The following is a 26865-nucleotide window of genomic DNA, read 5'->3' on the forward strand; positions in this document are numbered from 1 at the left end:
GTCCGCTGTTGTTTGTCCACCTTACTGAACCCGGGCCGGACAACGCCTCGCCACCTACACCGGAAAGGAGCCCGCACGGGGCGGAAAATCAGGAGAGAATCGTGACAATTTCGTCAATCGCGCCCAGCGGCGCGGCTGCCACCGGAAAGCACGGTGGTGCCGGGACGCGCGACCGCCGGTGGAATGCCGCGGTCGTCGTCGGCGCCGTCGCGGTCATCGCGGTCGCCGGGTTCAGCAGGCGCTGGATCGCCGATGACGGGCTGATCTACACCCGCGCGGTCGAGCAGATCCTGGCGGGCAACGGGCCGGTCTACAACGTCGGTGAGCGGGCCGAGACCTCCACCGGGACGCTGTGGCAGTGGCTGCTCGCGCTCGCCGGGGTGCTCGGCGCGGTCGACCACGTGTCGACCGCCGCCGTGTACCTGGGGCTGGCACTGACCTCGGCCGCGATCGCGTTCGGCGTGCTCGGGGCGCAGCGGCTGCGCGGTTCCTGGACGGTCCCCGCGGGCGTCGTGGTGGTCCTGGCCACTCCGCCGATGTGGGACTTCGCCACCTCCGGCCTCGAAACCGGGCTCGCCTTCGCCTGGATCGCCGGGAGCTGGTGGATGCTGGTGCGGACCCGGGACGGCCGCGGCGGCCTGTTCTGGCTCGCGTTCGTGCTCGGGCTCGGCCCGCTGGTGCGGCCGGACCTGGCACTGGTGTCGATCGTGTTCCTGATCGCGATGGGGTTGCTGCACCGCCCCCGAGCAGCCACGACGTTCGGGCTGCTGGCCGCGGCGGGCGCGCTGCCGGTCGCCTACCAGGTCTTCCGGATGGGCTACTACGGCGTGCTGGTGCCGCTACCCGCGATCAGCAAGGAGGCGGGCACCTCGTACTGGTCCCGCGGCGTGCTCTACTTCGCCGACCTCTTCGCCACCTACTGGCTGTGGGTGCCGGTCGCAGTCGTGCTCGTTTTCGGGCTGCGCCACGGCGTGAGCAGGGCGGATCGCGTCCTCGTGTTCGCTCCGGTGACCGCGGGCGTGCTCTCCTGGCTCTACGTCGTCAAGATCGGCGGCGACTTCATGCACGGCCGCATGCTCCTGCCCGGCCTCCTGTTGGTCATGCTGCCGTTCTTCTGCCTGCCCAAGCCGGCCAGGCGACCTTCGCGCGCCGCGTTGAGCCTGGTCCTGGCGGCGACGGCGGCCTTCTCCGTGCTCAGTCCGCGACCGTTGCTCTCACCGGGCGTCCCCGAGTCGGGCATCATGGACGAACGGGCGTTCTACGTCGCGAAGGTCGGAGCGCCGAACCCCGACAGCGTCACGCCGTTCCTCGCGGAGGCCCACGCCGAGGCAGCGCGGATCGCGGGCGCGGACCGCGAACTGGTGGTGATCGGTCGCGACCTGAGCTTCCCGCTCTCCGCCGAGCGGACCAACCGTGTCGGGGTCGTCTGGTCGGTCCTCGGTACCGCGGGCGCGACGACGCCGCTGGACGAGCAAGTGATCGACCCGCTGGGCCTGTCCTATCCGCTGGCCGCGCACCTGGAACCGCAGCCGCGGCAGCGCGCGGGGCACGAGAAGGTGCTGTCGCACACGTGGATCACCGCGGACTACGGCGCGCCGACGGAGGAGAACGCGGCCGCCCGGCGGGCACTGGCCTGCGGCGAGCTGGCCGAGCTGCAGGCGTCCGTCCGCGCCCCGCTCACCTGGGGCCGATTCGTGGACAACGTCCTGGGCGCCTTCGCGCGAACGTCCTTGCGCATACCCGAGAATCCGGTTGAGGCCGAGCGCCGCTTCTGCCGCTGACGCAGGGAATTTCCGCTTTCGCAACTGTTCGGGGCTGTCCGAACGTGACTGTCCAGGGACCCCGGCGTACCCGGACAACGCGCACCGCTCTATAAATGAGGGGCACCCCGAACGGGGTAGCGGCACGGTATGGAGTGAAATACGTGACAGTTACCCCGTTCGGCAATATCGGGAATCCAAAAGCAACCTTCGGCGTCACCACTGCATATAACGAAACGACTACGGAGAGTTCTTCTCGGCGCTGGAATACCGGCGTGGCGGTGGCCGCCGTCGCGGTCATCCTGGTCGCGGGATACGCCAGGCGCTGGATTTCCGACGACGGCCTGATCTACGTGCGTGCGGTCGAGCAGATCCTGGCGGGCAACGGACCGGTCTACAACGTCGGTGAGCGGGCCGAGACCTCCACCGGGACCCTCTGGCAGTGGTTACTCACCGTGGTCGGTTTCGTGCTGCCGGACAGCCTGCCGCAGCTCGCCGTCTACCTCGGCCTCGCCTTCACCGGCGCGGCGTTCGCGTTGGGGGTGACCGGCGCGCAGCGGCTGCACGGCGGCGCCCCGGTCCCGGTCGGGGTGGTGATCCTGCTCGCGCTGTCGCCGATGTGGGACTTCGCCACCTCCGGCCTCGAAACGGGACTCGCCTTCGCGTGGATCGCCGGTGGCTGGTGGATGCTGGTGCACTCGCGGGACAGCTCCCGGATGAGCCTCTCCGGGATCGCGTTCGTGCTCGGCCTCGGCCCGCTGGTGCGGCCGGACCTGGCACTGGTGTCGATCGTGTTCCTGATCGCGCTGTGGCTGCTGCACCGGCCTTCCCGGAAGACCACGGTCGGGATGCTCGCCGTCGCGGGCGCGCTGCCGGTGGCCTACCAGGTCTTCCGCATGGGCTACTACGGCGTGCTCGTGCCGCTTCCCGCGATCAGCAAGGAAGCGTCCGGCTCGCACTGGCTGCGCGGCTTCTCCTACTTCTTCGACCTGTTCCTGACCTACGGGGCGCTGATCCCGGTCGGCATCGTGCTCTGGGTCGGCCTGCGGCGGCACTTCAACCGCGGCGACCGCATCCTCGTGTTCGCGCCGGTCATCGCGGGCGCCCTGTCGATGCTCTACGTCATCAAGGTCGGCGGCGACTTCATGCACGGCCGCATGCTCCTGCCCGGCCTCCTGCTGCTCATGCTGCCGTTCTTCTGCATGCCCCGACCGGCCAACCCGGAGCTGATGAAGTGGGCGAACGCGGCGCTCATCGGCTGGGCGCTGCTCGCCGCCGGGCTGCTGCGCCCCATCTACGCGCCTTTCTTCGGCCCGATGGGCGTCGCGGACGAGCGCAGTCACTACGTGCACGCCAACCACGTCGCCAACCCGATCTCGAAGCGCGACTACGTCGAGGCACAGGAGGAGAAGCGAGGCTGGGTCCGGACCGCCCAGGGGCAGCTGGTGTTCGCGCTGGAGAAGCCGCGGATGGAACCGCTGTCCCCTCGCCGCACGGAACGGGTCGCGCTCGTCTGGCCGGTGCTGGGCACCGCGGGCGCGCTCACCACGCTGGACGAGACCGTGGTGGACCCGATCGGCCTGTCCTACCCACTGGCCGCGCACCTGGAGCTGACCGACCGCGGTGGCCGGGTCGGGCACGAGAAGAAGCTGCCGCGGGTGTGGATCACCGCTGACTACGGCATGCCGACCAAGGAGAACGAGGCGGCACGGCGGGCGCTGTCCTGCGGAGCACTCGCCGAGCTCCAGGAGTCCGTGCGCGCCCCGATGACGTGGGAGCGTTTCGTGGACAACTTCCTCGGCTCCTTCAGCAGGACCGCGTTGCGGGTGCCTGCCGACCCGGTGGCCGCGGAGCGCCTGTTCTGCGGAGGCTGACGGGGGAGGCGTATACCCTCGGCGGTATGCGTCGAGCGCCCACGAGCAGGCTCCTGCGGGGAGTGCTGCTCGGGCTGCTCGTGGCCGGGCTCAGCTCGGGCGTGCTCGCGATGCACCAGATCCCGCACGCCGTCTCTGTTGCCCAGCACCAGCATTCGCCCCAGCACGGCGACGACCACGGGCCCGCGGACCCGGTGACGCACATGTGCGCCGGGCTGATCGTGGTGGTCGCCGGGCTCGGCGCGCTCGCCCTGGTCGCGCTCGTCCGGCGGGAGCCGGTCGTGCTCCCCCGCCCCTCGGTGCTGCGGTGGCTGCGCCGCCTGACCGGGCGCGCGCCGCCGCTTCGGCTGACGCTCGCGGAGTTGTGCGTACTGCGGTTGTGATCGGTTAGCCGGAGCGCGTGTCCCGGCACGCCCCGGACCCGGCCCACCGTCACGACTCCTCGAAAGAGAACAGATGAAGCTCAGGATTCTCGTGGCCGCCCTGGCCGCGTTCACCCTCGCCGCCTGCGGTCAGGCCGCACCGACGCACAACCAGGCGGACGTGGACTTCGCCACGGGCATGGTGCCGCACCACCGCCAGGCCGTGGAGATGGCCGACCTGATCCCCCAGCGCAGCGACAACCCGAAGCTGCGCTCGCTCGGCGAACGGGTTCGCGCCGCGCAGCAGCCGGAGATCGACACGATGACCGGCTGGCTCAAGCGCTGGGGTGCTCCGGAGCCCTCGGACCACTCCGGACACTCCGGGCACGGCATGGCGGGGATGATGATGCCGCAGCAGATGGCCGACCTGAAGGCGGCCAAGGGCATCGGCTTCGACAAGATGTGGCTGCGGATGATGATCGAGCACCACAAGGGCGCGCTGGAGATGGCGCGTACGGAGCTGGCCAAGGGCTCCGACGCGGAGGCGAAGAAGCTCGCCCAGTCGATCACCGACTCGCAGCAGAAGGAGATCGACGAGATGACGGCGCTGCTCGCGGAGCGCTGAGCCGGTAGGAGTGCCGCGGCGGGCGGTGACGGGCTACCGTCCGCCGCGGCCGGCTTCTAGTCGACCCAGTTGTCCAGGATCTTCTTGCGCAGTTCGGCCGGGTAGTTGGCCTCGAAAGCGGTGCTGCGCGGGCGTTCCGAGCCCTGCGGCAGCAACGAGTCGAACGCGAGCAGCGGCGCGAGATAGGTCTCCTGCTCCTCCTTGCCGTAGCAGACCATCAGCGCGTTGAACGACCGCTGCGGGATCACCACCTGGTCCTTCACCGGGTGCGTCCTGGTGGCGAAGCCCCACATCAGGTCCCGATGGTCGGTCACGTCCAGGTCGTCGTCGAGGACCATCACCTGGGAGAGCCAGATGACCACACGGGTGTCGCAGATGATCTCCGCGATGCGTTTGGTCAGCTCGCGCGAGGACGCGATGCCGGTGCGCTTCGGCCAGTCCTGCGGCACGGTCACCGCGAGCACGTGCAGGGCGCTCTCGGGAACCATCCAGGCGTTCGTCGCCGGGATCCCGTTCTTGCGCAAGGCGTTCAGGATGATCGCCGATGCGGGCACACCGACCGCGGTGTGGTCCTCGTCGACCGCCTTGCCCGCCGTCACCACGGGCAGGATCGCGTTGTCCCGGTGGGTGATCGCGGTGACGGTGCAGGTCGGCATCTGCCGCACGTGCACGCTCATGTAGCCGGGTGCCTCGCCCATCGGGCCCTCGGGCACCGTCTTCTCGAAGTCGATGTGCCCCTCGATGACGATCTCCGCGGTCGACGGCACCCGCAGGTCGACCGTCTTGCAGCGCACCAGTTCCACGGGCTTGCCGTAGTAGCCGCCGAGGAAGGACGCCTCGCTCACGCCGTCCGGCAGCGACATCGCCGAGGCGAACGGGATGCCCGGTTCCGCGCCCTGCACCAGGGCGAACGGCGCCTGCTTGCCCTGCTCGGCCCACTGCGCCGCGATCACGCCGAGGTGCTGGAAGAACGGCACGACCAGGGGCGCGAACCGCTTGCCGTCCACCAGCATCGCGCGGCTGATCGACCAGTTGACCCACTTGCCGTCCGGGGTGCCGACGACGAAGGTTCCCCAGGTGTTCAGGTACGGGCCGCCGTCACCGTCGTGCAGCAACGGAACCGGGATCTTGGTGAGGTCGGCCTCCGCACCGAGCAGCACGTTCTGCTGACAGGGTCCACTGTGGACCGTCACGGGCTCGATCGGCTTGAGGTCGTGCGCCCTTGCCAGCGCCTCCACCATGGCCAGCGGGTGGGTCTCCGGCCGGAAGCCCAGCGACAGCGCCACCCTGGCGTAGCGCGCGCTGGGCAACGAGCTGAGCGCGGCGGGTGCTCCGAGGACCCGGAAACCCCTGCGGTGGCCCTTGATCCGGTTGAAGAGCACGGCGGGACCGCTGATCTCGGTGGTGCGCCGGGTGATCGCGCCGATCTCCAGGTGGGTGTCCACCTCGCGGTTGATCTCCCGGAGGTCCCCGAGCGCGTTCAGCGCGTCCAGGTACTCGCGCAGGCTGCCGAGGCGCCGCTTGGCGTCGGCCGCGCGCGGGTCCCACTTCGGCGGCGCCGCGGCGGCGCTCTGCGCGGTGATCCCGGCCAGGCTCGCGCCGACCGAGCCCGCTGCGAGCAGGCCGCCGCGCCAGAGCAGCCCTCTGCGGGAGATCCCGTTGCCAGACATGGCCCTACTCCTTGTACGAGAAGCCGTTGGTGAGCAGCCGCTGCGCCTTCGCGTCGGCCGTACCGGTCCAGCGCGCCGCGTTCGGGAGGTCGAGCCCGAACTGGTCGAGGATCCGGGCCACCGTGTGGTCGATGACGTCGTCGAGGCTGTGCGGGGCGTTGTAGAACGCCGGAACCGGTGGGAACACCGTCGCCCCCGCCTGGGTCACGCCGAGCATGTTCTCCAGGTGGATCGTGCTCAGCGGGGTCTCGCGGACCACGAGCACCAGGCGGCGGCGCTCCTTGAGCACCACGTCCGCCGCGCGGCTGACCAGCCCCTCGCCGGTGCCGTGCCGGATGGTGGCCAGGGTCTTGGTGGTGCAGGGGACCACCACCATCCCGTCGGTGCGGAACGAGCCGCTGGAGATCGGCGCCGCCTGGTCGTCGGCCGAGTGCACGGCGGTCGCCAGCTCGCGCACCTCGCGCACGGACCAGCTGGTCTCCAGCTCGATCGTGGCGCGGGCCCACTTGCTCAGCACCAGGTGCGTCTCGACGCCCAGCTCCCGCAGCCCGAGCAGCACGCGGATGCCGAGCTCGGCACCGGTGGCTCCGGTCATCCCCACTACCAGGCGCATCATGGCCTCCGCGGTTTTTTACAATGCGACTGCATGGTATAGATCCGCACATCTTTTCGGAAGGGGTCGAACGTTTCCCGGCACGGGCGCGGGCGAGGGCGGCGCATATACTTCGCCGCGTCATGCGCAGCGAACTCCTGGAACACCTGCGGTGTCCGCATTGCGGAGCGCCACTCGCGGCGGCTGGGAACACCGTGTCCTGCGCTGGCGGACACAGCTTCGACATCGCCAAGCAGGGCTATCTGAGCCTGCTCGCGGGCGGTCACTCCTACCGCGTCGACACGGCCGAGATGGTCGCGGCGCGGGACGCCTTCCTCGGCGCGGGCCACTACGCCCCGATCTCCGACGCGCTCGCGAAAGCGGCACGAGCGCCGCTGCCGCCGGGGTGCGTGCTCGACATCGGCGGCGGTACGGGCCACTACCTCCGCGCGGTGCTCGACGTCCTGCCGGACCGCGACGGCATCGTGCTCGACCTGTCCAAGTTCGCGGCACGGCGCGCCGCCAAGGCGCACGCCCGGATCGGAGCCGTCGTCGCCGACGCCTGGCGCGAGCTGCCGGTCAACGACGGTGCGGCGGCCCTGGTGCTCAACGTCTTCGCCCCGCGCAACGGCCCCGAACTGCGCCGGGTCCTCCACCCGGACGGCGAACTGGTGGTGGTCACCCCCACTTCGGCCCACCTCGGCTCCCTGGTGCGCGAGCTGGACCTGCTGACGGTGGACGAGCGCAAGGACGAGCGGCTGCACCAGGCGCTGGACCCGTACTTCACCCCGCTCGGCCGGGAGTCCGTCGAGTACTCCCTCGCGCCGGGCCGCGACGCGCTGGCCCAGCTCGTGGGCATGGGGCCGAGCGCGTGGTCGGCCAAGACGATCACTCTGCCCGAGGACTTCAAGACCACCGTGTCGGTGTCGCTGACCCGCTACCGCCCGAAGCCCAAGTGAAGGATCCCCATGCTGTCCATTCCTCAGAAAATCGCCGATGAGCTCGGGGTTCGCGAGCGGCAGGTGATCGCGGCGGTCGAGCTGCTCGACGGCGGCTCGACCGTGCCGTTCATCGCCCGGTACCGCAAGGAGGTCACCGGGGAGCTCGACGACGCGCAGCTGCGCACGCTGGAGGAGCGCCTCGGCTACCTGCGGGAGCTGGAGGAACGGCGGAGGGCGGTGCTGGAGTCCATCGACTCGCAGGGCAAGCTCGACGACGCGCTGCGTGCGCAGATCCTGGCCGCGGACTCCAAGGCCCGCCTCGAGGACATCTACCTGCCGTACAAGCCGAAGCGGCGCACCAAGGCGCAGATCGCGCGCGAGGCCGGGCTCGAACCGCTTGCGGACGGCCTGCTGGACAACCCGGACACCGACCCCAAGGCCGCCGCCGCGGTCTTCGTGGACGCGGACAAGGGCGTCGCCGACGCGCAGGCGGCACTGGACGGGGCCCGCGCGATCCTGATCGAGCGCTTCGGCGAGGACGCCGACCTGATCGGTGAGCTGCGCGAGCTGGTGTGGACGCGCGGCCGTCTGGCCTCGAAGGTCCGCGAGGGCAAGGAGACCGACGGTGCCAAGTTCTCGGACTACTTCGACTTCGCCGAGCCGCTGACGAAGCTGCCGTCGCACCGGGTGCTGGCGATGCTGCGCGGGGAGAAGGAGGAGGTGCTCGACCTCGTCCTGGACCCCGAGCCCGAGGGCGATGCCTCGGCGATCCCCACCGGCCCCAGCGACTACGAGACCCGCATCGCCGCGCGCTTCGGCATCGCCGACAAGGGGCGCCCCGCCGACAAGTGGCTGGGCGACACGGTGCGCTGGGCCTGGCGGACCAAGATCCTCGTGCACCTGCGCATCGACCTGCGGCTGCGCCTGCGCCAGGCCGCCGAGGACGAGGCCGTGCGCGTTTTCGCGGCGAACCTCCGCGACCTGCTGCTGGCCGCGCCCGCGGGCTCCCGCGCGACGATGGGCCTCGACCCCGGTTTCCGCACCGGCGTCAAGGTCGCCGTGGTCGACGCGACCGGCAAGGTCGTCGCCACCGACGTGATCTACCCGCACGTGCCGCAGCAGCAGTGGGACCAGTCGCTGGTCAAGCTGGCGAAGCTGGCCGAGCAGCACAAGGTCGAGCTGGTCGCGATCGGCAACGGCACCGCGTCCCGGGAGACCGACAAGCTGGCCGGTGACCTGATCAAGCTCCGCCCCGACCTCAAGCTGACCAAGGTCGTGGTGTCGGAGGCGGGCGCGTCGGTGTACTCGGCGTCGGCCTACGCCTCGCAGGAGCTGCCCGGCATGGACGTCTCGCTGCGCGGCGCGGTCTCCATCGCGCGCCGGTTGCAGGACCCGCTCGCCGAGCTGGTCAAGATCGACCCGAAGTCCATCGGCGTCGGCCAGTACCAGCACGACCTGTCCGAGGTGAAGCTCTCCCGCTCGCTGGACGCGGTGGTCGAGGACTGCGTGAACGGCGTCGGCGTCGACGTGAACACCGCGTCGGTGCCGCTGTTGACCCGGGTCTCCGGCATCGGTGAGGGCCTCGCGGAGAACATCGTCGCGCACCGCGACGCCAACGGCCCGTTCCGCTCCCGCAAGGCGCTCAAGGACGTGGCCCGCCTGGGCCCGAAGGCGTTCGAGCAGTGCGCGGGCTTCCTCCGCATCCGCGGCGGCGACGACCCGCTCGACGCCTCCAGCGTGCACCCCGAGGCCTACCCGGTCGTGCACCGCATCCTGCAGAACACCGGCAGCGAGGTGGCCGCGCTGATCGGCAACACCCGCGTGCTGCAGTCCCTGGACCCGCGGAAGTTCGTGGACGACACGTTCGGTCTGCCCACGGTCACCGACATCATCAAGGAGCTGGACAAGCCGGGCCGCGACCCGCGTCCGGCCTTCAAGACCGCGACCTTCGCCGACGGCGTGGAGAAGCTGGCCGACCTCAAGCCGGGCATGACCCTGGAGGGCGTGGTCACCAACGTGGCCGCGTTCGGCGCGTTCGTGGACATCGGCGTGCACCAGGACGGTCTCGTGCACGTGTCGGCGATGTCCAACACCTTCGTCAAGGACCCGCACGACGTGGTCAAGTCCGGCGATATCGTCCGGGTGAAGGTCCTCGACGTGGACATCCCCCGCAAGCGCATCTCGCTGACGCTGCGGCTGCAGGACACCCCCGGTCCCGACCAGCGCGGTCAGCGCCGCGAGGGCCCGCGCGGCGGCGGCAACGGCGGAGGCCCCCGCCGCGGTGGCGGATCGCCCCGCACCGCCGCCCCCGCGCCCGCCGGTGGCTCGATGGCCGACGCGCTCCGTCGCGCGGGCTTCGGCAAGTAGGTCCGCTCGCCGGGGAAGCGCGGTGGTGCGCTTCCCCGGCAGCCCCTAGCTCGCGGCCGGGAGGGAACGGCTCATCCGGAACTCGGCGGCCTCCGGCTCGACCACGTACTCCAGCACCTCACCGGCGTGCTTGCGCAGCAGGTCCCGGACTTCCTCTGGCGTGGCGTAGAAGAACTCGCGGCGCAGGTTCACCTGGTTCACCCGCCGATCCGAGAGTTCGCGGTGCAGAGCGGCTTCCAGCCCCACCGCGTCCCGGGAGAAGAACATGATGTGGGTGTCGTAGCGGAACGGCACCGAGGCGTCGCCGAGTTCCTGCACCCGCTCGTCGGGCACGAGCCTCCTGGTCATCCCGATCTTGACCATGCGGGGGCCGAAAGCGCCGACGTTGCTGATCACGTACACGTAGCCGGCCCTGACGTTGGCCTCGCGCGCGTGCAGCCCCTCGATGCCGGAGGTCACGGCGTCGAGTTCGGCCTGCAGCGCCCGTGCGGCCTCCTCGTTCCCCTTCTCGCGCAACGCCTTCTGCACGTTCTCCAGGTGGCGGCGCTCCTTCTCCAGCTTCTCGATCTCGCGTCGCAGCTCCGCCTGGGCCTTGGCCTCCTCGCGGAGCTGCGCCCGCCGTTCGCGCTCGGCCTCCTTCTCCTCCTGCTTCTTCCGGAGGTAGTCAGCGGTGAGTTCCAGCTCCTGCAGCCGAAGGGCCTGGTACTGCTGGGAAATCCGGATCCCGAGCAGCCGGCCGAGTTTGCCGATCGCCTCCGCCGTCCGGTTCAGCCGGGTCTTGGCGACGTGCAGGGATCCGGCACGCATCGTGCGGAGGCAGTTCTCGGCTTCGGCGTTGTACGCGCGGAGCATCAACTTGCACCAGTCGTTCACCATCTTCCGCCCCTGGGCGGCGGAGTTGTTGAACGTGAAGTTGCCGTCGGCGTGCACGGCCCGCTTGTCCCTGATCATCGACTTTATTCGGTCGGTGACCGCGACGAGCTCGTGCTTGTACGCGTCCGCATCAGCCAGCGGGTGGTGATAGGTGAACAGTCCCGCGTCCTGGTAGAGCATCTCCTCCGTGTAGGGCACGAGAGTTCGCTTTGCTTCTTCTATCTGCTTCTCGTACCCCACCAGCTCATGTGCCCGGCGCGCGCTCGTCCTGGCGAGTTCCGCGCCGTGTTCGGCCCGCTGCGCGGCGAGCGTCGCTTCGTGGTCGCGGACCTGGACCGCGTGCAGCTCACGCAGTTGCCCCAGTTCCCCTCGCATGCGGTGGATCTCCCCCTGGAGCTGGACGTACTCCAGTGCCCCGACGCGGCGGAGCTGCTCGGTCAGCGTCGTCGCCCGCTGCTCGAGTGCCGCGTTCGCCGCTTCCAACTGTGCGATTCTCTTTGCCTTGCCACCGAACATGCGCGCTCCCCGTGATCAGGAATCCCGTGCTGCTCCAGGCATCGCCCAGGGACGCGCAGCCTGTTAGCGCCGCACACTGTTCGTTATTCAACAGAACCGAATGTCACGAAACCGATCTGTCTATACATATTCCTTTCACAGGGCCAAGTAGAACCGAAGCCGGCGCGCGGTGTCCGTGTCCAACCGGGTGCTGGAGATGAGGGAGCGCAGTTCCGCCGCACGTGCTCCGGTCGGCGTCGTGTACAACGTCGCCATCTCCCTCATGCAGTTGCTCAGGTCGCTCCGCGCCGCCACGCCCAGCTCGGGGTCGTCCAGCAGGCGCAGGTCGGCCACGAGCCGGGCCAGCGTGTCCCCGGAGCGCAACAGGCGGTGCCCGGCGAGGCGCACCGCCCTCGACCGACCGGGAGCGATCAGCCCGAAGCGGAACTCCTCGTCCAACTCGTTGCCCTGCAGGGCGACCGCAGCTGCTTTGACCACGCCTGGCGCGGGGTCGTCGAGCAACGCGACGAAGGTCCGCGCCGCGGTGTGCCCGAGCCGGCGCAGTGCGCGTACCGCCTCTGCGCGCGTCCGGACCCGTGGCTCTTCCAGGCACGGCAACAGGATCTCCACGTCGGCCGTCGTACCCGTCTCGCCGAGGCCTGCCACCGCCCAGGGGTTGGGCAGGAGGCGGCGGTAGTGCTCAGCTGGGTCACGCTCCGCCCGCCGCACCACGACCTGGGCAACGAGCCGCACCGCCGCACTGCGATCGCACAACGCGTCCACGGCGGTGTCGACCTCGCCGAGGGCGTACACGGCCTCCGCACGTACCGTCGCCATGCGGCTGTTCAGCAGTACACGAATCGCTTCGACGTCACCGCTCAAGCGCGCCGACCTGGCAGCCGCCTCAGCGCACAAGCGACTGTTGCCCTGGTCAGGATCGCTCAGCGCCGCGTCGTTCAGCCTCGCGATGTCCAGACGACCGTCACCGATGCCCTTCTGATAGGCGGCGCGGCGCACTCGGTGACTCGAATTCTCCATGGCAGCAAAGAAAACCCGGTCATCAGCGAGCGCACTGTCCACAGCGGACGACAGCCAGTCGCCCTCGGCCCGGTTCTCCAGGGCGAACGCCACCGGGCCGAGCTGAGCGAAGGCAGCAACCGGATCGGCGGCCAGACGCTCCACACAGATTCCCTTTGCCCGTCGGCGGATCTCCGGCACCCAGTCGGCTGCGCGCAGCGCAAGGATCGGCCCGGCCAGCCGACTATCCATTGAGGACAGTTCAACCATGGCGAGCTCGCGCACGTATCCCTGGCGGCAGCACGCGGCGATCACCAGATCGAGGGCGGTCACCCGCCCGCTGAGCAAACGGTCCCCGAGCATGGCATCCACCGCGAGGCCCCGCCGAGCCGCAGCGTCGATCGCCCGCCACAGTCGCGGATCAGCCTTGGCCAGCAGGGATTCGGCGGTGGCGGCGTCACCGGCTCGCGCGGTGGACAGGATCATCGCCACCACGGCATCACCGTCAACGGTGCCGCCGAGAACGGCCGACTCGAAATCGTCAGCGCTCGGCGGCTGTGACCAAGTGATCACGCCTCGGCGCGGCCACTTCCGTACCAAGGCGCGCAGTGCCTTCACGTGTCCCCCTGTCAACGATCCCGAACGCGGCCCTCCGACACCTCGATCCGCCGGGTGGTGTGGACCGCGTCCAGCATCCGCCGGTCGTGCGTCACCAGCAACAGAGTTCCTGGGTAGGACTCCAGCGCCGCCTCCAGCTGCTCGATGGCGGGCAGGTCGAGGTGGTTCGTCGGCTCGTCGAGCACGAGCAGGTTCACTCCGCGCGCCTGGAGCAACGCCAGCCCGGCGCGAGTGCGTTCTCCCGGCGAGAGCGAGGCGGCGGAGCGGAGGACGTGGTGCGCGCGGAGGCCGAACTTCGCCAGCAGTGTGCGGACGTCCGCGGGCATCCAGTCCGGGACCTGAACCGCGAAACTGTCCAAAAGGGACTGTTCGCCGACGAAAGCGGCCCGTGCCTGGTCGATCTCGCCGACCTCCACGCCCGAACCGAGGGTGGCGTGCCCGGAGTCCAGCGGGATCCGGCCGAGGAGCGCACCGAGCAACGTGGACTTGCCCGAGCCGTTCGCGCCGGTGATGGCGACGCGGTCGGCCCAGTCGATCTGCAGGTCGACCGGCCCGAGCGTGAAGTCTCCGCGCTTGACCACCGCGCTGCGCAGCGAGGCCACGACGGCTCCGGAGCGGGGCGCCGCGGCGATCTCCATGCGCAGCTCCCATTCCTTGCGCGGCTCCTCGACGACTTCGAGGCGTTCGATCATGCGCTCGGTCTGCCGCGCCTTGGCGGCCTGCTTTTCCGTGGCCTCGGAACGGAACTTGCGCCCCTGCTTGTCGTTGTCCTTGGCCTTGCGGCGCGCGTTCTTGACGCCCTTCTCCATCCAGGCCCGCTGCGCCTGCCCCCTGGCCTCCAGCGCCGCCTTGGTCTCGGCGTACTCCTCGTAGTCCTCGCGGGCGTGCCGCCGCGCGACCTCACGTTCCTCCAAATAGGACGAATACCCGCCGCCGTAGACCGAGATCTCTTGCTGCGCGAGGTCGAGCTCGACCACCGAGGTCACGGTCCTGGTCAGGAACTCGCGATCGTGGCTGACCAGGACGGTGCCCGCGCGGAGCCCGGTGACGAAGCGCTCCAGGCGGTCGAGCCCGTCCAGGTCGAGGTCGTTGGTGGGCTCGTCGAGCAGGAAGATGTCGTAGCGGCTGAGCAACAGCGAGGCCATGCCCGCGCGCGCCGCCTGCCCGCCGGAGAGCGAGGCCATGGGCTGGTCGAGGCTGATCGTCAGCCCGAGATCGTCCGCGACGTCCTCGGATCGCTCTTCGAGGTCCGCACCACCGAGGGCGAGCCAGCGCTCCAGCGCGATCGCGTAGCTGTCGTCCGCTCCGGGCGCGCCGTCGGCCAGCGCCTCCGCCGCCCGGTCCATCTCCGCCTGCGCCGCGGTCACACCTGTGCGGCGGCCGAGGAACGCGCGGACGGACTCGTCGGCCCGGCGCTCCGGCTCCTGCGGGAGGTAGCCGATGGTGCTGCTCGGCGGGCTGAGCTGGACGCCGCCCCGCTCCGGCGGGATCAACCCGGCCAGCGTCCTCAGCAGGGTGGACTTGCCCGCACCGTTGACCCCGACCAGGCCGATCACGTCACCGGGCGCGACGACGAGATCAAGACCGGAGAAGAGGATCCGGTCACCGTGACCGGCGCTGAGGTCCTTGGCGACGAGGGTGGCGCTCATGCCGGAAAGCATGCTGGTGCGGCTCAGTCGGCCGCCGAGCGGGTCCAGGTGCGGATGAGCAGTTCAACGGCGTCGACCACGACGTCGTCCTGGATCGCGTCGGGGAACAGCAGGCGCTGGATGAGCAGACCGTCCTCGAGCGCGTGCACGATCAGCGCCAGGAACGCCGGGTCGGCGGGTGGCTTTCGCCCCGCGAAGATCCGCTCGATGGTGCGGGTGTGCGCGTCTCGGGCGATCCTCTCGCGCTCGGCGAGGCGCGGCCGGAACTCTGCGTTGCGCAGCGCGTAGAGCATGAGTTCGGTCCGCAGGGCGAGCCAGTCGGTCAGGTGCTCGGCTCGCGCGCGGTTCCACTCGCGGACCGCCTCCCACGGGTCCTCGCTCTGCTGGAGTGCGGTGACCTCCTCCAGTTCGCGCAGCGTCCGCTGCTTCACCAGCTCGCCGACCAGCTGGTGCTTGTCCTCGAAGTTCCCGTAGAAGGCGCCCCTGGTGTACCCGGCGCGCTCCGCGATCTGCTCCACCGAGGCACCGTTGACGCCGCGCTCGGCGAACAGCTCGGCCGCCGCGTCGAGGAGCCGTTCCCGGGTCTGCGCGCGGCTCTGTTCCCTGGTCAGACGCATGTAGCGAATATACAGTAGTGCATCCAGATACAGTTTTGTATCTTGCCGGCCATGTGGACGAGGAGCGCGGCCGAGGTGGCCGCCGCCGTGCGGTCCGGCGCGGTGAGCGCTGTCGAGGTCATCCGTACTCACCTGGACCGGATCGCCGAGGTCAACCCGGCGGTCAATGCCGTGACCAGGACGCTGGAACGGGAGGCGCTGGCCGCCGCCGACCGCCTCGACCGGCGCAGGGCGGCAGGAGAACGGCTCGGCGAACTGGCGGGGGTCCCCTTCACCGTGAAGGAGAACATCGACGTCCGAGGCTCGGCGACCACGCACGGCGTGCCCCATTTCGAGCACGCGGTCGCCGAGGCGGACGCGCCCCAGGTCCGGCGCCTGCGAGCCGCGGACGCGATCCCGATCGGCCGCTCGAACATGCCGGACCTGACCCTCAACGGCAACGACACCACGAGCCGGCTTTTCGGCACGACGGTGAACCCGTGGGACCGGACCAAGACCCCGGGCGGGACCAGCGGTGGCGACGGCGCGGCCGTGGCCACCGGCATGGCCGCGCTCGGGCTGGGCAACGACTCCGGCGGCTCGATCCGCCTGCCGGCGATGTGCTGCGGCGTCGTCGGCCTGAAGGCGAGCCACGGGCGCCTGCCGTCCGACCACCGGGTCGCCGGGACCGAACCGACGCTGGCCGCCCAGCTGCTGCCGGTGGACGGGCCGATCGCGCGCACTGTTGCTGATCTTCGTGCCGCTTTCGAAACCCTGGCCGGACCCGACCCCGACGATCCGCTGGCCCTGCCCGTGCCGCTGAAGGGACCGCGGCTCCGGGCTCCGATCAGGGCCGGTGTGGTCGCTGATCCGGGCGGCTTCGGCGTGCACCGGGACGTTCGCACCGCCGTGGAGCGGACGGCCGCCGCCTTGAGCGATGCCGGTTACGCGGTCGAAGAGGTCGAGCTGCCGCGCTACGCGGACGCCCTGGCCGCCTACGGCACGTTGATCAGTACCGAGTTCGGGTTGTCCTGGCCGCGCATCCGGCCGCTGCTGACCGAGGAGAGCGCCCGGCACATGGAGCTGTCCATGGAACGCATCCCGCCGGGTTCCCTGGCCGAGTACGTGCGGATCACCGGCGAGCGGCACGGAATAGTCCGGGACTGGATGCGGTTCCAGCAGCGGTACCCGCTGGTGGTCGGCCCGGTCAGCACCCAGCCGATCGGCGGCCCGCGCCCGCGGGTGTCCGGCCCGGAGGAGCACATGCGCGCCACGCTGTCGATCAGCCTGAACACCGTGACCTCGCTCGTCGGCGTGCCCGCGGTGGCGGTGCCGACCGGCGTCGTGGACGGTGTGCCCGTGGGAGTGCAGGTGATCGGCGCGCGGTTCCGCGAGGACCTGTGCCTCAACGCCGCCCAGGTGATCGAGCGGCGGTTCGGCACCTTCACCCCCGTGACGCCCGACTGGAAAGGCAAGCAAGCGTGGACCAGGTGACCGCGATCCGGTACGTCACACCGCTGCGCGAGGGCGGGTCGCTGCCGGGGATCATGGAGGCCGACGACCTCGGCACCTACGTCGTGAAGTTCCGCGGCGCGGGGCAGGGCCGCAAGGTGCTCGTCGCCGAGGTGGTCAGCGCGCACATCGCCCGCGCGCTCGGCCTCCCGGTGCCGGACCTGGTCTCCGTCGAACTCGACCCGGTGCTCGCGACCAGCGAACCGGATCCCGACATCCAGGACCTGCTGCGCGCGAGCGGTGGCCTCAACCTGGGCATGGACTACCTGCCCGGTGCGCTGGACTTCAACCCCACGGCGTTCTCGGTGGACGCGGAGTTCGCCGGTCGGGTGGTGTGGTTCGACGGCCTGATCGGCAACGTCGACCGCTCCTGGCGCAACCCGAACATGCTGTCCTGGCACGGGAAGCCGCACCTCATCGACCACGGCTCCGCGTTGACCTTCCACCACAACTGGCCGCGCCGGGAGACGTGGGTGGTCAAGCCGTACGACGCGAGCGACCACGTGTTGATCGACTTCGTGCCGGACGTGGCCGCCGCCGACGCGGCGCTCGCCCCGTTGGTCACCCGCGAGCTGCTGGAGGCGGCGCTGGCCGAGGTCCCGGACGCGTGGCTGACCGAAGAGCCCGGTTTCGGGGACACGGCCGAGCTGCGCGCGGCGTACGTCGAGCAGCTCGAAGCGAGGGCCGCGGCCAGCACCACCTGGCTGCCCGATCCGACGATCAGGAAGGATCGGACCCCGACCAAGGCCGGGGCGAACCGGCCGAGCTGGCTGACCAAGGGCGGCGGGAAGTGACCGAGCGGCGACACGTCTTCGAGTACGCGGTGCTCCAGGTCGTGCCGCGCGCCGAACGCGGTGAGTCGATCAACGCCGGGGTGCTGCTGTACTGCCGCAGGCTGGACTACCTCGGCTCGCGGACGCACCTCGACGTGGATCGCCTGCGCGCACTCGACCCCACGGCCGACCCGGACGACATCGGGCGCGCGGTGCAGGCGTTCGCGGAGGTCTGCGCGGCCTCGGAACGCGCGGGGCTCGCCGCCGACGAGGAGATCGGCCGCCGGTTCCGCTGGCTGACCGCACCGCGCAGCACGGTCGTCCGCGCGGGACCCGTCCACACCGGACTGACGTTGGACCCCGACGCGGACGCCGACCGGCTCCTGCGGCAGCTCGTCCTGCCCATCGGGTGACATCAGGAGCTTCGGACTAGCGTCGGGGAATGGCGAACTTCCCCGCATGGGCGATCGAAAAGGCGGTCGTCGTTCCCTACCAGGAGCACTGGGCCGAGCGCGCGTCCGCAGAACAGGCACGGCTCGTGGAGCTGCTGTCGCCGTGGTTGGCCGAAGGCGTGGAACACGTCGGCTCGACAGCAGTTCCCGGCCTGGCCGCGAAGCCGATCGTGGATCTCATGGCCTCCGTGCGCGATCACACCGACCGCGCCGTGCACGCCCCGCTCATCGAGGACGGGTGGCACCTGGTTCCGCCAGAGCTCGACGAGCGGCCGTGGCGCCGGCTCTTCGTCCGCCCCGACGCCGCTGGTCTTCACCGGATCGCACACCTGCACCTGGTCTCTCCGGGGCACCGGCGCTGGCAGGCCCAGATCGCGTTCCGGGACGCGCTGCGCGCGGACGCAGGCCTGGCTCGCGAGTACGCCGAGCTCAAGCGGCGGTTGTCCGCCGATCACGGCGCGGACCGCGAGGCGTACACGGCGGGCAAGTCCGCGTTCGTCGTGCGCGTTCTGCGCACATGCCCTGGCGGTTATATGCCTGATGAGTTAAATTAGCTCCGTGTCCACCGTCTTCGAGGTCGTCGCCGAACCGAGCCGCCGCCGCATCCTCGACCTGTTGCTCAGCCGCCCGCACCTGGTCGGCGAGCTCAGCGAGGAGCTGGGCCTGACCCAACCGGGCACCTCCAAGCACCTGCGCGTGCTGCGCGAAGCCGGACTGGTCCGGGTCCGCCAGGAGGCGCAGCGCCGCTGGTACGAGCTGAACCCTGAACCGCTGGCGGAGCTGGACGGCTGGCTCCAGCCCTATCGGCGCCTGTGGGCCCAGCGGCTGGACTCGCTGGAGGACTACCTCGAAGTGATGACCGAGCACGAGAGCGAGTGAGGAACCACCATGGCCCGCAACGGCGAACTGAGCACGGTCGACGGCCGCAACGTCCTGCGCTTCGAGCGCAGGCTGTCGCACCCGATCGCGAAGGTGTGGCGCGCCGTCACCGACCCCGAGCACTCCAAGCAGTGGTTCCCCGCCGCGATGCACACCGAGCTGAAGCCGGGCGCCACGATCCTCTTCGTCTTCGAGGGCGATGACGGCGCGCCCACCAAGGGCGTGATCACCGACTTCGAGCCAACGCACCTGTTCGCCTTCACGTGGGAAGGCGAGGTGCTGCGGTGGGAGCTGCGCGAGGACGGGGACGGCTGCGTGCTCGTGTTCACGCACGTCTTCGACGACCGCGCGGGTGCCGCGAGCTTCGCCACCGGCTGGGAGGGGTGCTTCACCGCGCTGGACCAGCTCCTCGCCGGCCAGGGCATCACCGACGCCGCCCCGTACGGTCCGCGGCACGACGAGTACGTGGACCTGTTCGGCTTGGCGCGCGGCGAGTTGCACGAGACCGAGGACGGCTGGGAGGTCCGCTTCGAGCGCAACCTCACCAAGCCGCAGTCGGACGTCTGGGAGCTGCTCACCGAATCGACACCGGTTGACGCGGAGCCGCCCTTGCGCTTCACCAACGGCTACGTCCAGGCCGGGCCTGTCACCGCGATCAAGGAACACGAGCTGCTGGAGTACTCCTGGGAAGGCGGTGTCGTCCGGTGGGAGTTCCGGCAGGGCAACGGCGGCGCGCGGCTGGTGCTGACGCAGACCGGAACCGCCGCTCAGGCTGATCAGCGAGCGAAAGCGCTCGGAGCGTGGCACGTGCACATCGACCTGCTGGCCCAGTGGCTGCGCGGCGAGACCCCGTGCTGGCCCGAGGGACGCGCCGAGGAGCTGGCGCAGGAGTACACCGAGCACATGAATCTCGGGTAAGGGCTACATCCCTCAGGCGACACCGCTACCGGAAGAACCTCCAAGTTCTGCTTACCCTCCAGCCATGACCAGCCAGCCCACCACGTCCACGCTCGCGGTCGATGTCGTCGACGGCATGGAACGCATTTCCGGCGCTTATCCCGGATACCGCAGGGCGCACGCACGCGGCGTGTGCTTCGACGCCACCTTCACGCCGAGCGGTGACGCGGCGGGACTGACCACGGCAGCCCACCTCCAGCACGCACAGGTGCCCGCGACCGTGCGTTTCTCCAACTCCAACGGCAGTCCGCACACCCTGGACGGCGCACGAGCCGGGCGCGGCATGGCGGTGAAGTTCCACCTGCCGGACGGCACGGCGACGGACCTGGTCGCGGTGAACCTCCCGGTGTTCCTCGCCTCGACACCGGAGAACTTCCTGAACCTGTTGGCAGCACTGGAGAAGGACCCGATCACCGGGACGACCGACCCCGCCCGGCTCGCGGCCTACATCCAGCACAACCCCGAGGCGGCCGCGGGTTTCCAGGCGGTGGCGACGATGCCCATCCCGGTCAGCTACGGGACGGTCCGCTACTGGGCCATCCACGCGTTCGAGTGGACGAGCGCCGCGGGGCAGAGCCGGTTCGTCCGCTACCGCTGGGAACCGGACACAGGCCCGCTTGATCTGTCCGAAGTGGACGGTGCGGCGCAGGAACCGGAGTACCTGACCGGCGAACTGGTGCGGCGCCTGGTGGATGGCCCGGTCGGCTTCACCCTGCGCGTACAGCTGGCCGAGCCGGGCGACCCCACCGACGACGCCACCAAGGCCTGGCCCGCCGACCGCGAGGAGATCGTCGCGGGCCGCCTGGAGATCACCGCACCCTCAGCCGACCAGGAACGCTGGGCGGGCGAGATCTTCGACCCGACCCGTGTCACGGACGGCATCGCCCTCTCCGCCGACCCGATCCTGGCGTTCCGCCACGACGCCTACGCGGTTTCCTACGACCGGCGCTCGCACAACGCCTGATCGGGAGGGGACGGACCCGGCTCAGCCGCCGCAGCCTCCGCAACCGCCACCGCCGCAGCCGCCTCCACCACCACAGCTGCTACCGCCGCCATCACCGCCACCGCTCTCGGCACCACCGGTGCCGGGAACCGGTGGCGGGGTGTAGGTGAGCGCGTCCTGGATCTGCGCGTCCGGGTACAGCGCCAGGCCACCGAAGAGCACTGCTCCGGCGGCGAAGCCGAACGTCGAAACACCGACCAGGTCCGGCTCATCCGCATGGTGGTCGTGGCGGTTGCGGGCTTCGGCGACGACACGGTCACCGAGGACAGTGCGCGTGCCCGCCCGAGCACGCGCGGACGCCTTCCTCGCGACCAGCGCCGCGATCCCCGCGATCATCACGAGCGGGATCAGGAACCCGACCGGACGCGCCGCCGACACCCCGTCGACGAGCCGAAGCACGCCAACGACGCAGACCACCAGGAACAGCAACGAGATCCGGCGCAACCGGGACCGGGCCGCCGCCGCGGGCACCACCAAACCCCGGTCGGCAAGGTCGTCCGCGATCGCGTCGCAGGCCGCGGAACCCATCACCCGTTCCACGACGGTTCGCGCCCGCACCGTGTTCGCCTTGTCCAACACGGCGTTCTCCAACGGATCCGAGGTGGAACCGCCGGAGGTACGGGACACCAGACCGCTGCTGGCGATGCGCAGCCGCCCATCCGCCAGCAGCGTGGCCAGGGCCGTCTCGGCAGCACGGCGCGCACCGCCGACCAGGAAGGCCAGGTGGTACGGCGGCGTGATCAGCGCGCTCGCCGGCGCCTGCCGTTCACCCGCTCGCCGCTGGCTCCGAGCCCAGGCGCTGTTCGCCAGCAGCACACCGATGATCAGCGCGCTGTACAGGCCGAGGAACGCCGGGCCGGAGATCCCCCACGGTTCGGTCATGGTCAGCCACCCCCAGGAGTCGACGGACTCCGGGCGAGGCTAACCGGTGATGAGCTGTTCCGGTGCCATCGTGTCCGAGCTGTGTCGGGAATCGTGCTGTAGCAACACGTTCTCGATGAGCTCGACCAGAACGCCCTTCACCGAGGCCCGCTTCCGCGCGTCGCAGTGCACGATCGTGGTGTTCGCGGAGACCCCGAGCGCCTCGCGCACCTCCTCGGTCTCGAACCGCTCGGCGCCGTCGAAGGTGTTGACCGCGACGACGAACGGCATCCCCCGATCCTCGAAGTAGTCGATCACCGGGTAGCAGTCCTCGATCCGCCTGGTGTCGACCAGCAGGATCGCGCCCAGCGCACCGTCGGAGACGTCGTCCCACAGGAACGAGAAGCGCTCCTGCCCCGGCGTGCCGAACAGGTACAGCACGTACGACCGGTCCAGGGTGATGCGGCCGAAGTCGAAGGCCACCGTCGTCGTGCTCTTGTCCGGCAGCACAGCGGTGTCGTCGACACCGACCGACACCTCGGTCATGGCCGCCTCGGTGGTCAGCGGCTCGATCTCGGAGATCGCCCCGATGAGCGTCGTCTTGCCGACGCCGAACCCACCGCTGACAACGATCTTGACCGGCAGCGGGCAGGCTGCCGGGACGTGCTCAGAGTGCCCGGACAAGGTCTCTGATCCTCTCGATGGCGTGACCAGAAAGGGCGGCGGACTCCTGGTGGTCCAGGAAGTTCTCGGCGATGAGGTCGGCGATGAGGACTCGCGCGACGCCGAGGGGTACGCCGATGCCGACGGCCACCTCGGCCACGGACAGCGCGCGCTCCGCGCACAGCCGGACGATGCTCAGCCGCTCGAACTCCAGCTCGGAGTCGGCGGCACCGGGACGGGCCCGGACCAGCGTGTCCACCCGGAGCCCGTCACGCCGGGGCCGGGTTCGGCCGCCGGTGACGATGAAGGGCCGGACGAAGGCGTCGCCCGCCTCGTCCGAACCGGCGGCCGGTCCGGGTCGGTGCGCCGCGGACCAGTCCTCGCGCGAGCGCAGAGCGGGGATCATCCGGGAATCGGGTAGTCGGGGACCTTCGGTCATAGCGCCAGCTGCCCTCGCAGTTCGGTGATCAACGCCGGGGTGAGCAGATCACCGGCCCGCTCGGCGAGCACGGCGATCTCGTAGCCGATCAGGCCGATGTCGCAGTCGCGCTCGGTCAGCACGCCGATGGAGCTGCCGTCGCTGATCGAGGAGACCAGCAGGAAGCCCCGCTGCATCTCGATCATGATCAGCTTCAGCCCCTCGAACTCGTACCGCCGGGCCGCGCTGCGGCTCAGGCTGACCAGACCCGAGACGATCGCGGAAAGCTGGTCGGCCTCGGTCCGGTCCAGGCCCGCCGAGGTCGCCAGCAACAGCCCGTCCGAGGAGACCGCGATCGCGTCCCGCACGGCGTCCGTGCTGCGGACGAAGTTGGCCAGCAACCAGTTGAACGTCTCGGGAGTTGTGTTCAGCTCGGCCGTCACCTGGGATCCTCTGCATTCTGGTGTGACACGGTGTTCGGACCGGCCTGGTCCTTCGATGAGGCGCGGAAGGCGCGCTCACCACGCTTGTGACCGCCCCGGAAGTCCGAGAGCATGTTGCGCACCTCGGCGGGCGTGCGGTCGGCGACCGGTGGCTTCGGCACCGCGCGCACGCTCCGGTTCTGGCTCGTTCCCTGGTTGCGGGGAACGCGCTTGAGCAGCCCGTTGCGGGTGCGCTCCCCGCCGGGGCGCTGGTGCTGGGTGACGTTGTCCGGAGCGCGCTCGGCCTCCAGGACCGCGACCGGCGCGGGAGCCGAGGACTGCGCGGAGGCCTTCGGCACGGGCTGCGGAGCGGAGAGGACGTGAGCGCGGCGAACCAGCTCGGGCTCCTCCTCGGCGTCCGGCGGTGTCGCAGGCTCGGTGACCAGGAGGGAGGCCGGCAGCACGACCCGCGCGGTCACCCCGCTCGCCGGGGACTCGGCCAGGCTCACCTGGACGCCGAGCCGCTTGGCCAGCTGGCCGACCACGTAGTGGCCGAGGAACCGGGTCGGGGCGACCAGGAAGTTCTCCTCGCCGCCGAGCCTGGTGTTGGCCTTGGTGACCGCGTCGGCGGACATGCCGATGCCGTGGTCGATCACGGCCAAGGTGTAGCCGGCGGGCACTCGGCGGCCGTAGATCTCGACCTCCGCCTCCGGCGGTGAGAAGGACAGCCCGTTCTCGATCAGCTCGGCCAGCATGTGCGCGATCTCCGCGGCCACCGCACCCGCGATCAACTGGTCGTCGACCCGCCGGAACACCACGCGGTGGTAGTCCTCGACCTCGGCCAGCGCGGCGCGGATGACGTCGACGACCGGGAGCGGCTCGGTCCACTGCCGAGGACTGGTGGCGCCCGCGAGCACCAGCAGGCTCTCCGCGTTGCGCCGCATGCGGGTGGCGAGGTGGTCCAGCTGGAAGAGGTTGGCCAGCACCGCCGGGTCCAGCTCCTCCTGTTCCAGGTCGGTGATGAAGGCGAGCTGGCGGCGCAGCAGGTTCTGGTTGCGGCGGCCCAGGTTCGCCATCGACTCGCTGGTGTTGCGGCGCAGCACGGTCTGCTCGTTGGCCAGCGCGAAGGCGGTGGACTGCACGCGGTCCAGCGCACGGGTCACCGAGTGGATCTCGGCGCCTGCGCCCGCGGGTGCGCGCATCGGCTCCGGCGGCGGCGGGCGCTCGTGCTCCCGCGCCGTTTGCAGCGCGGCGACCGCCTCCGGCAGCCTCCGGGTCGCGATGTCCTCCGCGTCCTCGGCGAGCACGGCGAGCGGTCCGATGATGGACCGGTTGGTGTCGACGAACATCCACAGCAGCAGCGCGACCACGAGCAGCACCACGAGCACGACGACGACCAGTTCCGTGGTGGCCTCGTTCTGGAGCGTGTCGGCGCGGTGCTGGATGTCGTCGGCCACGCTCTGCAGGACGCCTTGGAGCTCGTCGATGTACAGCGTCATCCAGTCGTGGTGCGCCCGGGAGTTGATCCGCTCTGACAACGCGCCGCCCGCCGCGGCGACCGCGACCCGCTCGGCGTTGGCGATGTCCGCGGCGACCCTGGTGCTCTGCGCACGCTCCAGACGCTCGCGCTGCGCTGCGGTCGCCTGTCGCTTGAACTCGGCGAACCCGGCCTGCTTGTTGACGAGGATCTCGCTGAAGCGGATGTACTCGTCGTCCTTGAACCGGTTGCCGGTGGAGTTGAAGACGCCGTTGAGGAACGAACGCTGCTGCCCGGAGCGCTCCTTGGCGTTGGCCAGCGCGCGCATCGCGAACAGCCCGTGCTGCAGCTCGCTGTCCGAGACCAGGTCGAAGTCGAGATGTCCCTGGTTGAGCAGTGCGATGCGCTCGGTGAAGTACTCGTGGCTGGTGTTGAAGTCGATCGACTTGGTGTCGATCCTGGTCCGCATCTGCCCGAGGTCGCTGAGCCGGTCGAGCGCCGTGCGCACCGCGGCGACGGTCTCCGACGGCACGGCTCCGACGAGGTGGATCAGGTTGCGCTGGGCCGCGTCCGTGCGGGACCGGTACTCCTGGAACAGCCCGCGGAACTCGTCGCGGCCGCCGAGGAAACCACTGCTGATGCCGCGCTCGCGCTGGACCTCGTGCACCAGGCGCTGCACGGTGATCTCGACCGTCACCGAATCGGAGGTGGCGCGGGCGGCGAGGTCGCGCCGGATGACGGAGAAGACCTCGATGCCCAGCACCACCACGACGACGGAAAGACAGAGCACGAGGATGCGCAGCAGCCTGCCGCGGATCGTGCCGACGGGACGGGTCTCGCTCGACGGCGCGGTCACCTGTCCCGGAATGTCGTCGGGCCCGGACGACGATCGGTGACCTGCGCTCACATGGACCTCCACCGGGCCTGGGGCTTCGCTGCCGACCGCGATTCAAGCTGAACTGTGATACGGCACCGGATGGCGCCGCGCAATCATCATGCGACACCGCGAACCCGGCGAAGAAAGCGTCAGACCCCTGTGCTAGCAAGGCGAATCATCCTCAGTGGACGCACCGTGAACAGCGGCGACATCGAAGAGTCCACAAAGGCCGGTCCGGGTGGCGCTGTCCGAAACCTCACCCTTTCGAGCGAGCTGGCCGGTCGAACGGAGCTCCGGCTCAGCGCACCTTGAAGATCTTCACCGGCTTCGCGGGCGCACCGTCGAGCGGGTCGTTCGGCCCGGGGATGATCCCGTTGGCCACGATGCGGTCCAGGACGTTCATGCCCTTGGTCACCTTGCCCAGCACGGTGTACGCGGGCTTGATGTTGGCGAAGCTGTGCACGATGAAGATCTGGGACCCGTTGGTGTCGGGCCCGAAGTTGCCCATCGCCACGGTCCCGCGCGGGTAGGTCTCCTTGCCGGTGACCTCGTCGTCGAACTTGTAGCCGGGACCGCCCTTCTCGGCCGCGTAGATGTCGCCGCACTGCAACACGCCCAGCCGAGCGGAGTTGGTCAGCCTCCAGCACTGCGTCTTGTCGTAGAACCGCTGCCGCGCGAGAGAAAGCAGGTTGTGCACGGCGCACGGCGCGTTGCGCCGGTCGAGCCTGAGCTCGACGGCGCCGTAGTTGGTCCTGATGGTCACGTCGACGGTGCCGCGCGCCTTCGCGAGCGGATGCGGCGGACGGACCGGCTTCGCCGCGGGGTCGTCGGGGGTCGGCGTGAACACGCACCGGGCGATGGCCGGGGCCGCCTGTGCGGGGACGACGCTCCCCAGTGAGGCGAGCAGGGCGACGACGACAGCGGCTGACCAGCGCTTCCTCATGCCGGCCAACCTAACGAGCCGGGCCGGGCCGGGGAAGACTGCCGAACGGCGCAGCTTTCTCCGCAATCCCGGAAATATTGATCGTGCAATCAGTTAAGAGAGCACCCAGAGCGGGGTAACGACATCCATTTGGATGCATGCACACCCATGAAGGTGCCCCTACAATCGGGGCGTTCTTCAGCCCTGCGC

The 26865-nt window shown here is 70.1% G+C and carries 25 protein-coding genes; 13 read left to right on the plus strand and 12 right to left on the minus strand.

Going from position 1 to position 26865, the window contains the following annotated elements:
• Nucleotides 1–101: 101 nt before the first annotated feature.
• From BLT28_RS21945 to BLT28_RS21960, 4 genes are all read left to right on the plus strand, one after another.
• On the plus strand, nt 102–1781 hold the full coding sequence (locus tag BLT28_RS21945) for a hypothetical protein (RefSeq protein WP_052407168.1): 1680 nt from the start codon (nt 102–104) through the stop codon (nt 1779–1781).
• Nucleotides 1782–2035: 254 nt separating this feature from the next.
• Entirely contained in the window at nt 2036–3634 is a 1599-nt protein-coding gene (locus BLT28_RS21950) for a hypothetical protein (RefSeq protein ID WP_052407167.1), read from the plus strand.
• A 26-nt stretch (nt 3635–3660) separates the two neighbouring features.
• Nucleotides 3661–4017 carry a hypothetical protein gene (locus BLT28_RS21955; protein ID WP_156050780.1) on the plus strand — a complete coding sequence of 119 codons (357 nt, stop codon included), beginning with the start codon at nt 3661–3663 and terminating at the stop codon, nt 4015–4017.
• Between the two features lie 73 nt (nt 4018–4090).
• Nucleotides 4091–4621: a DUF305 domain-containing protein gene (locus tag BLT28_RS21960; RefSeq protein WP_030428869.1), complete on the plus strand. Its 531-nt coding sequence runs from the start codon at nt 4091–4093 to the stop codon at nt 4619–4621.
• A 56-nt stretch (nt 4622–4677) separates the two neighbouring features.
• On the opposite strand, the gene BLT28_RS21965 is transcribed toward BLT28_RS21960, so the two are convergent.
• Entirely contained in the window at nt 4678–6291 is a 1614-nt protein-coding gene (locus BLT28_RS21965) for a UbiD family decarboxylase (RefSeq protein WP_052407166.1), read from the minus strand.
• A 4-nt stretch (nt 6292–6295) separates the two neighbouring features.
• Nucleotides 6296–6904 carry a UbiX family flavin prenyltransferase gene (locus BLT28_RS21970; RefSeq protein ID WP_030428867.1) on the minus strand — a complete coding sequence of 203 codons (609 nt, stop codon included), beginning with the start codon at nt 6902–6904 and terminating at the stop codon, nt 6296–6298.
• Nucleotides 6905–7026: 122 nt separating this feature from the next.
• Here BLT28_RS21970 and BLT28_RS21975 point away from each other — a divergent pair, with 122 nt between their 5' ends.
• Both BLT28_RS21975 and BLT28_RS21980 read left to right on the plus strand, forming a co-directional pair.
• Nucleotides 7027–7842: a putative RNA methyltransferase gene (locus BLT28_RS21975; RefSeq protein WP_030428866.1), complete on the plus strand. Its 816-nt coding sequence runs from the start codon at nt 7027–7029 to the stop codon at nt 7840–7842.
• A gap of 9 nt (nt 7843–7851) precedes the next feature.
• Nucleotides 7852–10191 (plus strand): Tex family protein, encoded by a 2340-nt coding sequence (locus tag BLT28_RS21980; RefSeq protein ID WP_030428865.1) that lies wholly within the window; start codon nt 7852–7854, stop codon nt 10189–10191.
• Nucleotides 10192–10236: 45 nt separating this feature from the next.
• On the opposite strand, the gene BLT28_RS21985 is transcribed toward BLT28_RS21980, so the two are convergent.
• The 4 genes from BLT28_RS21985 to BLT28_RS22000 form a co-directional block, all read right to left on the minus strand.
• Nucleotides 10237–11547, minus strand: a complete 1311-nt coding sequence (locus tag BLT28_RS21985) for a DUF4041 domain-containing protein (RefSeq protein WP_162184823.1) — start codon at nt 11545–11547, stop codon at nt 10237–10239.
• 168 nt (nt 11548–11715) lie between these two features.
• Nucleotides 11716–13149: a HEAT repeat domain-containing protein gene (locus BLT28_RS21990; RefSeq protein WP_052407163.1), complete on the minus strand. Its 1434-nt coding sequence runs from the start codon at nt 13147–13149 to the stop codon at nt 11716–11718.
• Nucleotides 13150–13205: 56 nt separating this feature from the next.
• Nucleotides 13206–14843, minus strand: a complete 1638-nt coding sequence (locus tag BLT28_RS21995) for an ABC-F family ATP-binding cassette domain-containing protein (protein ID WP_030428862.1) — start codon at nt 14841–14843, stop codon at nt 13206–13208.
• Between the two features lie 23 nt (nt 14844–14866).
• Entirely contained in the window at nt 14867–15460 is a 594-nt protein-coding gene (locus BLT28_RS22000; RefSeq protein ID WP_030428861.1) for a TetR/AcrR family transcriptional regulator, read from the minus strand.
• 51 nt (nt 15461–15511) lie between these two features.
• Here BLT28_RS22000 and BLT28_RS22005 point away from each other — a divergent pair, with 51 nt between their 5' ends.
• From BLT28_RS22005 to BLT28_RS22035, 7 genes are all read left to right on the plus strand, one after another.
• A complete protein-coding gene (locus BLT28_RS22005; RefSeq protein WP_030428860.1) occupies nt 15512–16933 on the plus strand; it encodes an amidase in 1422 nt (473 codons plus the stop codon).
• Nucleotides 16930–17745 (plus strand): HipA family kinase, encoded by an 816-nt coding sequence (locus BLT28_RS22010; RefSeq protein ID WP_197683886.1) that lies wholly within the window; start codon nt 16930–16932, stop codon nt 17743–17745. Before BLT28_RS22005 ends, BLT28_RS22010 begins: the two co-directional genes overlap by 4 nt.
• Nucleotides 17742–18137, plus strand: coding sequence for a DUF3037 domain-containing protein (locus BLT28_RS22015; protein ID WP_030428858.1), 396 nt, complete (start codon nt 17742–17744; stop codon nt 18135–18137). Before BLT28_RS22010 ends, BLT28_RS22015 begins: the two co-directional genes overlap by 4 nt.
• A gap of 29 nt (nt 18138–18166) precedes the next feature.
• Nucleotides 18167–18730: a GrpB family protein gene (locus BLT28_RS22020; protein ID WP_052407161.1), complete on the plus strand. Its 564-nt coding sequence runs from the start codon at nt 18167–18169 to the stop codon at nt 18728–18730.
• A 4-nt stretch (nt 18731–18734) separates the two neighbouring features.
• Complete coding sequence (locus BLT28_RS22025; protein WP_030428856.1) at nt 18735–19055, plus strand: ArsR/SmtB family transcription factor; 321 nt, start codon at nt 18735–18737, stop codon at nt 19053–19055.
• A gap of 9 nt (nt 19056–19064) precedes the next feature.
• Nucleotides 19065–19973, plus strand: a complete 909-nt coding sequence (locus BLT28_RS22030; RefSeq protein WP_043811051.1) for an SRPBCC family protein — start codon at nt 19065–19067, stop codon at nt 19971–19973.
• A gap of 64 nt (nt 19974–20037) precedes the next feature.
• Nucleotides 20038–20976, plus strand: a complete 939-nt coding sequence (locus tag BLT28_RS22035) for a catalase family peroxidase (RefSeq protein ID WP_030428854.1) — start codon at nt 20038–20040, stop codon at nt 20974–20976.
• Nucleotides 20977–20997: 21 nt separating this feature from the next.
• Here BLT28_RS22035 and BLT28_RS22040 read toward each other — a convergent pair whose 3' ends face one another.
• The 6 genes from BLT28_RS22040 to BLT28_RS22065 form a co-directional block, all read right to left on the minus strand.
• Nucleotides 20998–21897, minus strand: a complete 900-nt coding sequence (locus BLT28_RS22040; RefSeq protein ID WP_030428853.1) for a TIGR04222 domain-containing membrane protein — start codon at nt 21895–21897, stop codon at nt 20998–21000.
• 39 nt (nt 21898–21936) lie between these two features.
• Nucleotides 21937–22560, minus strand: coding sequence for a GTP-binding protein (locus tag BLT28_RS22045; protein WP_030428852.1), 624 nt, complete (start codon nt 22558–22560; stop codon nt 21937–21939).
• The gene (locus BLT28_RS22050) at nt 22544–22945 is read right to left on the minus strand and encodes a DUF742 domain-containing protein (protein WP_197683887.1); all 402 of its coding nucleotides are present in this window, start codon (nt 22943–22945) and stop codon (nt 22544–22546) included. Before BLT28_RS22050 ends, BLT28_RS22045 begins: the two co-directional genes overlap by 17 nt.
• A gap of 29 nt (nt 22946–22974) precedes the next feature.
• A complete protein-coding gene (locus tag BLT28_RS22055) occupies nt 22975–23400 on the minus strand; it encodes a roadblock/LC7 domain-containing protein (RefSeq protein WP_030428850.1) in 426 nt (141 codons plus the stop codon).
• Nucleotides 23397–25712, minus strand: a complete 2316-nt coding sequence (locus BLT28_RS22060; RefSeq protein WP_052407160.1) for a sensor histidine kinase — start codon at nt 25710–25712, stop codon at nt 23397–23399. The genes BLT28_RS22055 and BLT28_RS22060 overlap by 4 nt, the downstream gene beginning before the upstream one ends.
• A gap of 319 nt (nt 25713–26031) precedes the next feature.
• The gene (locus BLT28_RS22065) at nt 26032–26676 is read right to left on the minus strand and encodes a peptidylprolyl isomerase (RefSeq protein ID WP_030428848.1); all 645 of its coding nucleotides are present in this window, start codon (nt 26674–26676) and stop codon (nt 26032–26034) included.
• Between the last annotated feature and the right edge of the window lie 189 nt (nt 26677–26865).

The organism is Allokutzneria albata (assembly GCF_900103775.1).
GTDB classification, from domain to species: domain Bacteria; phylum Actinomycetota; class Actinomycetes; order Mycobacteriales; family Pseudonocardiaceae; genus Allokutzneria; species Allokutzneria albata.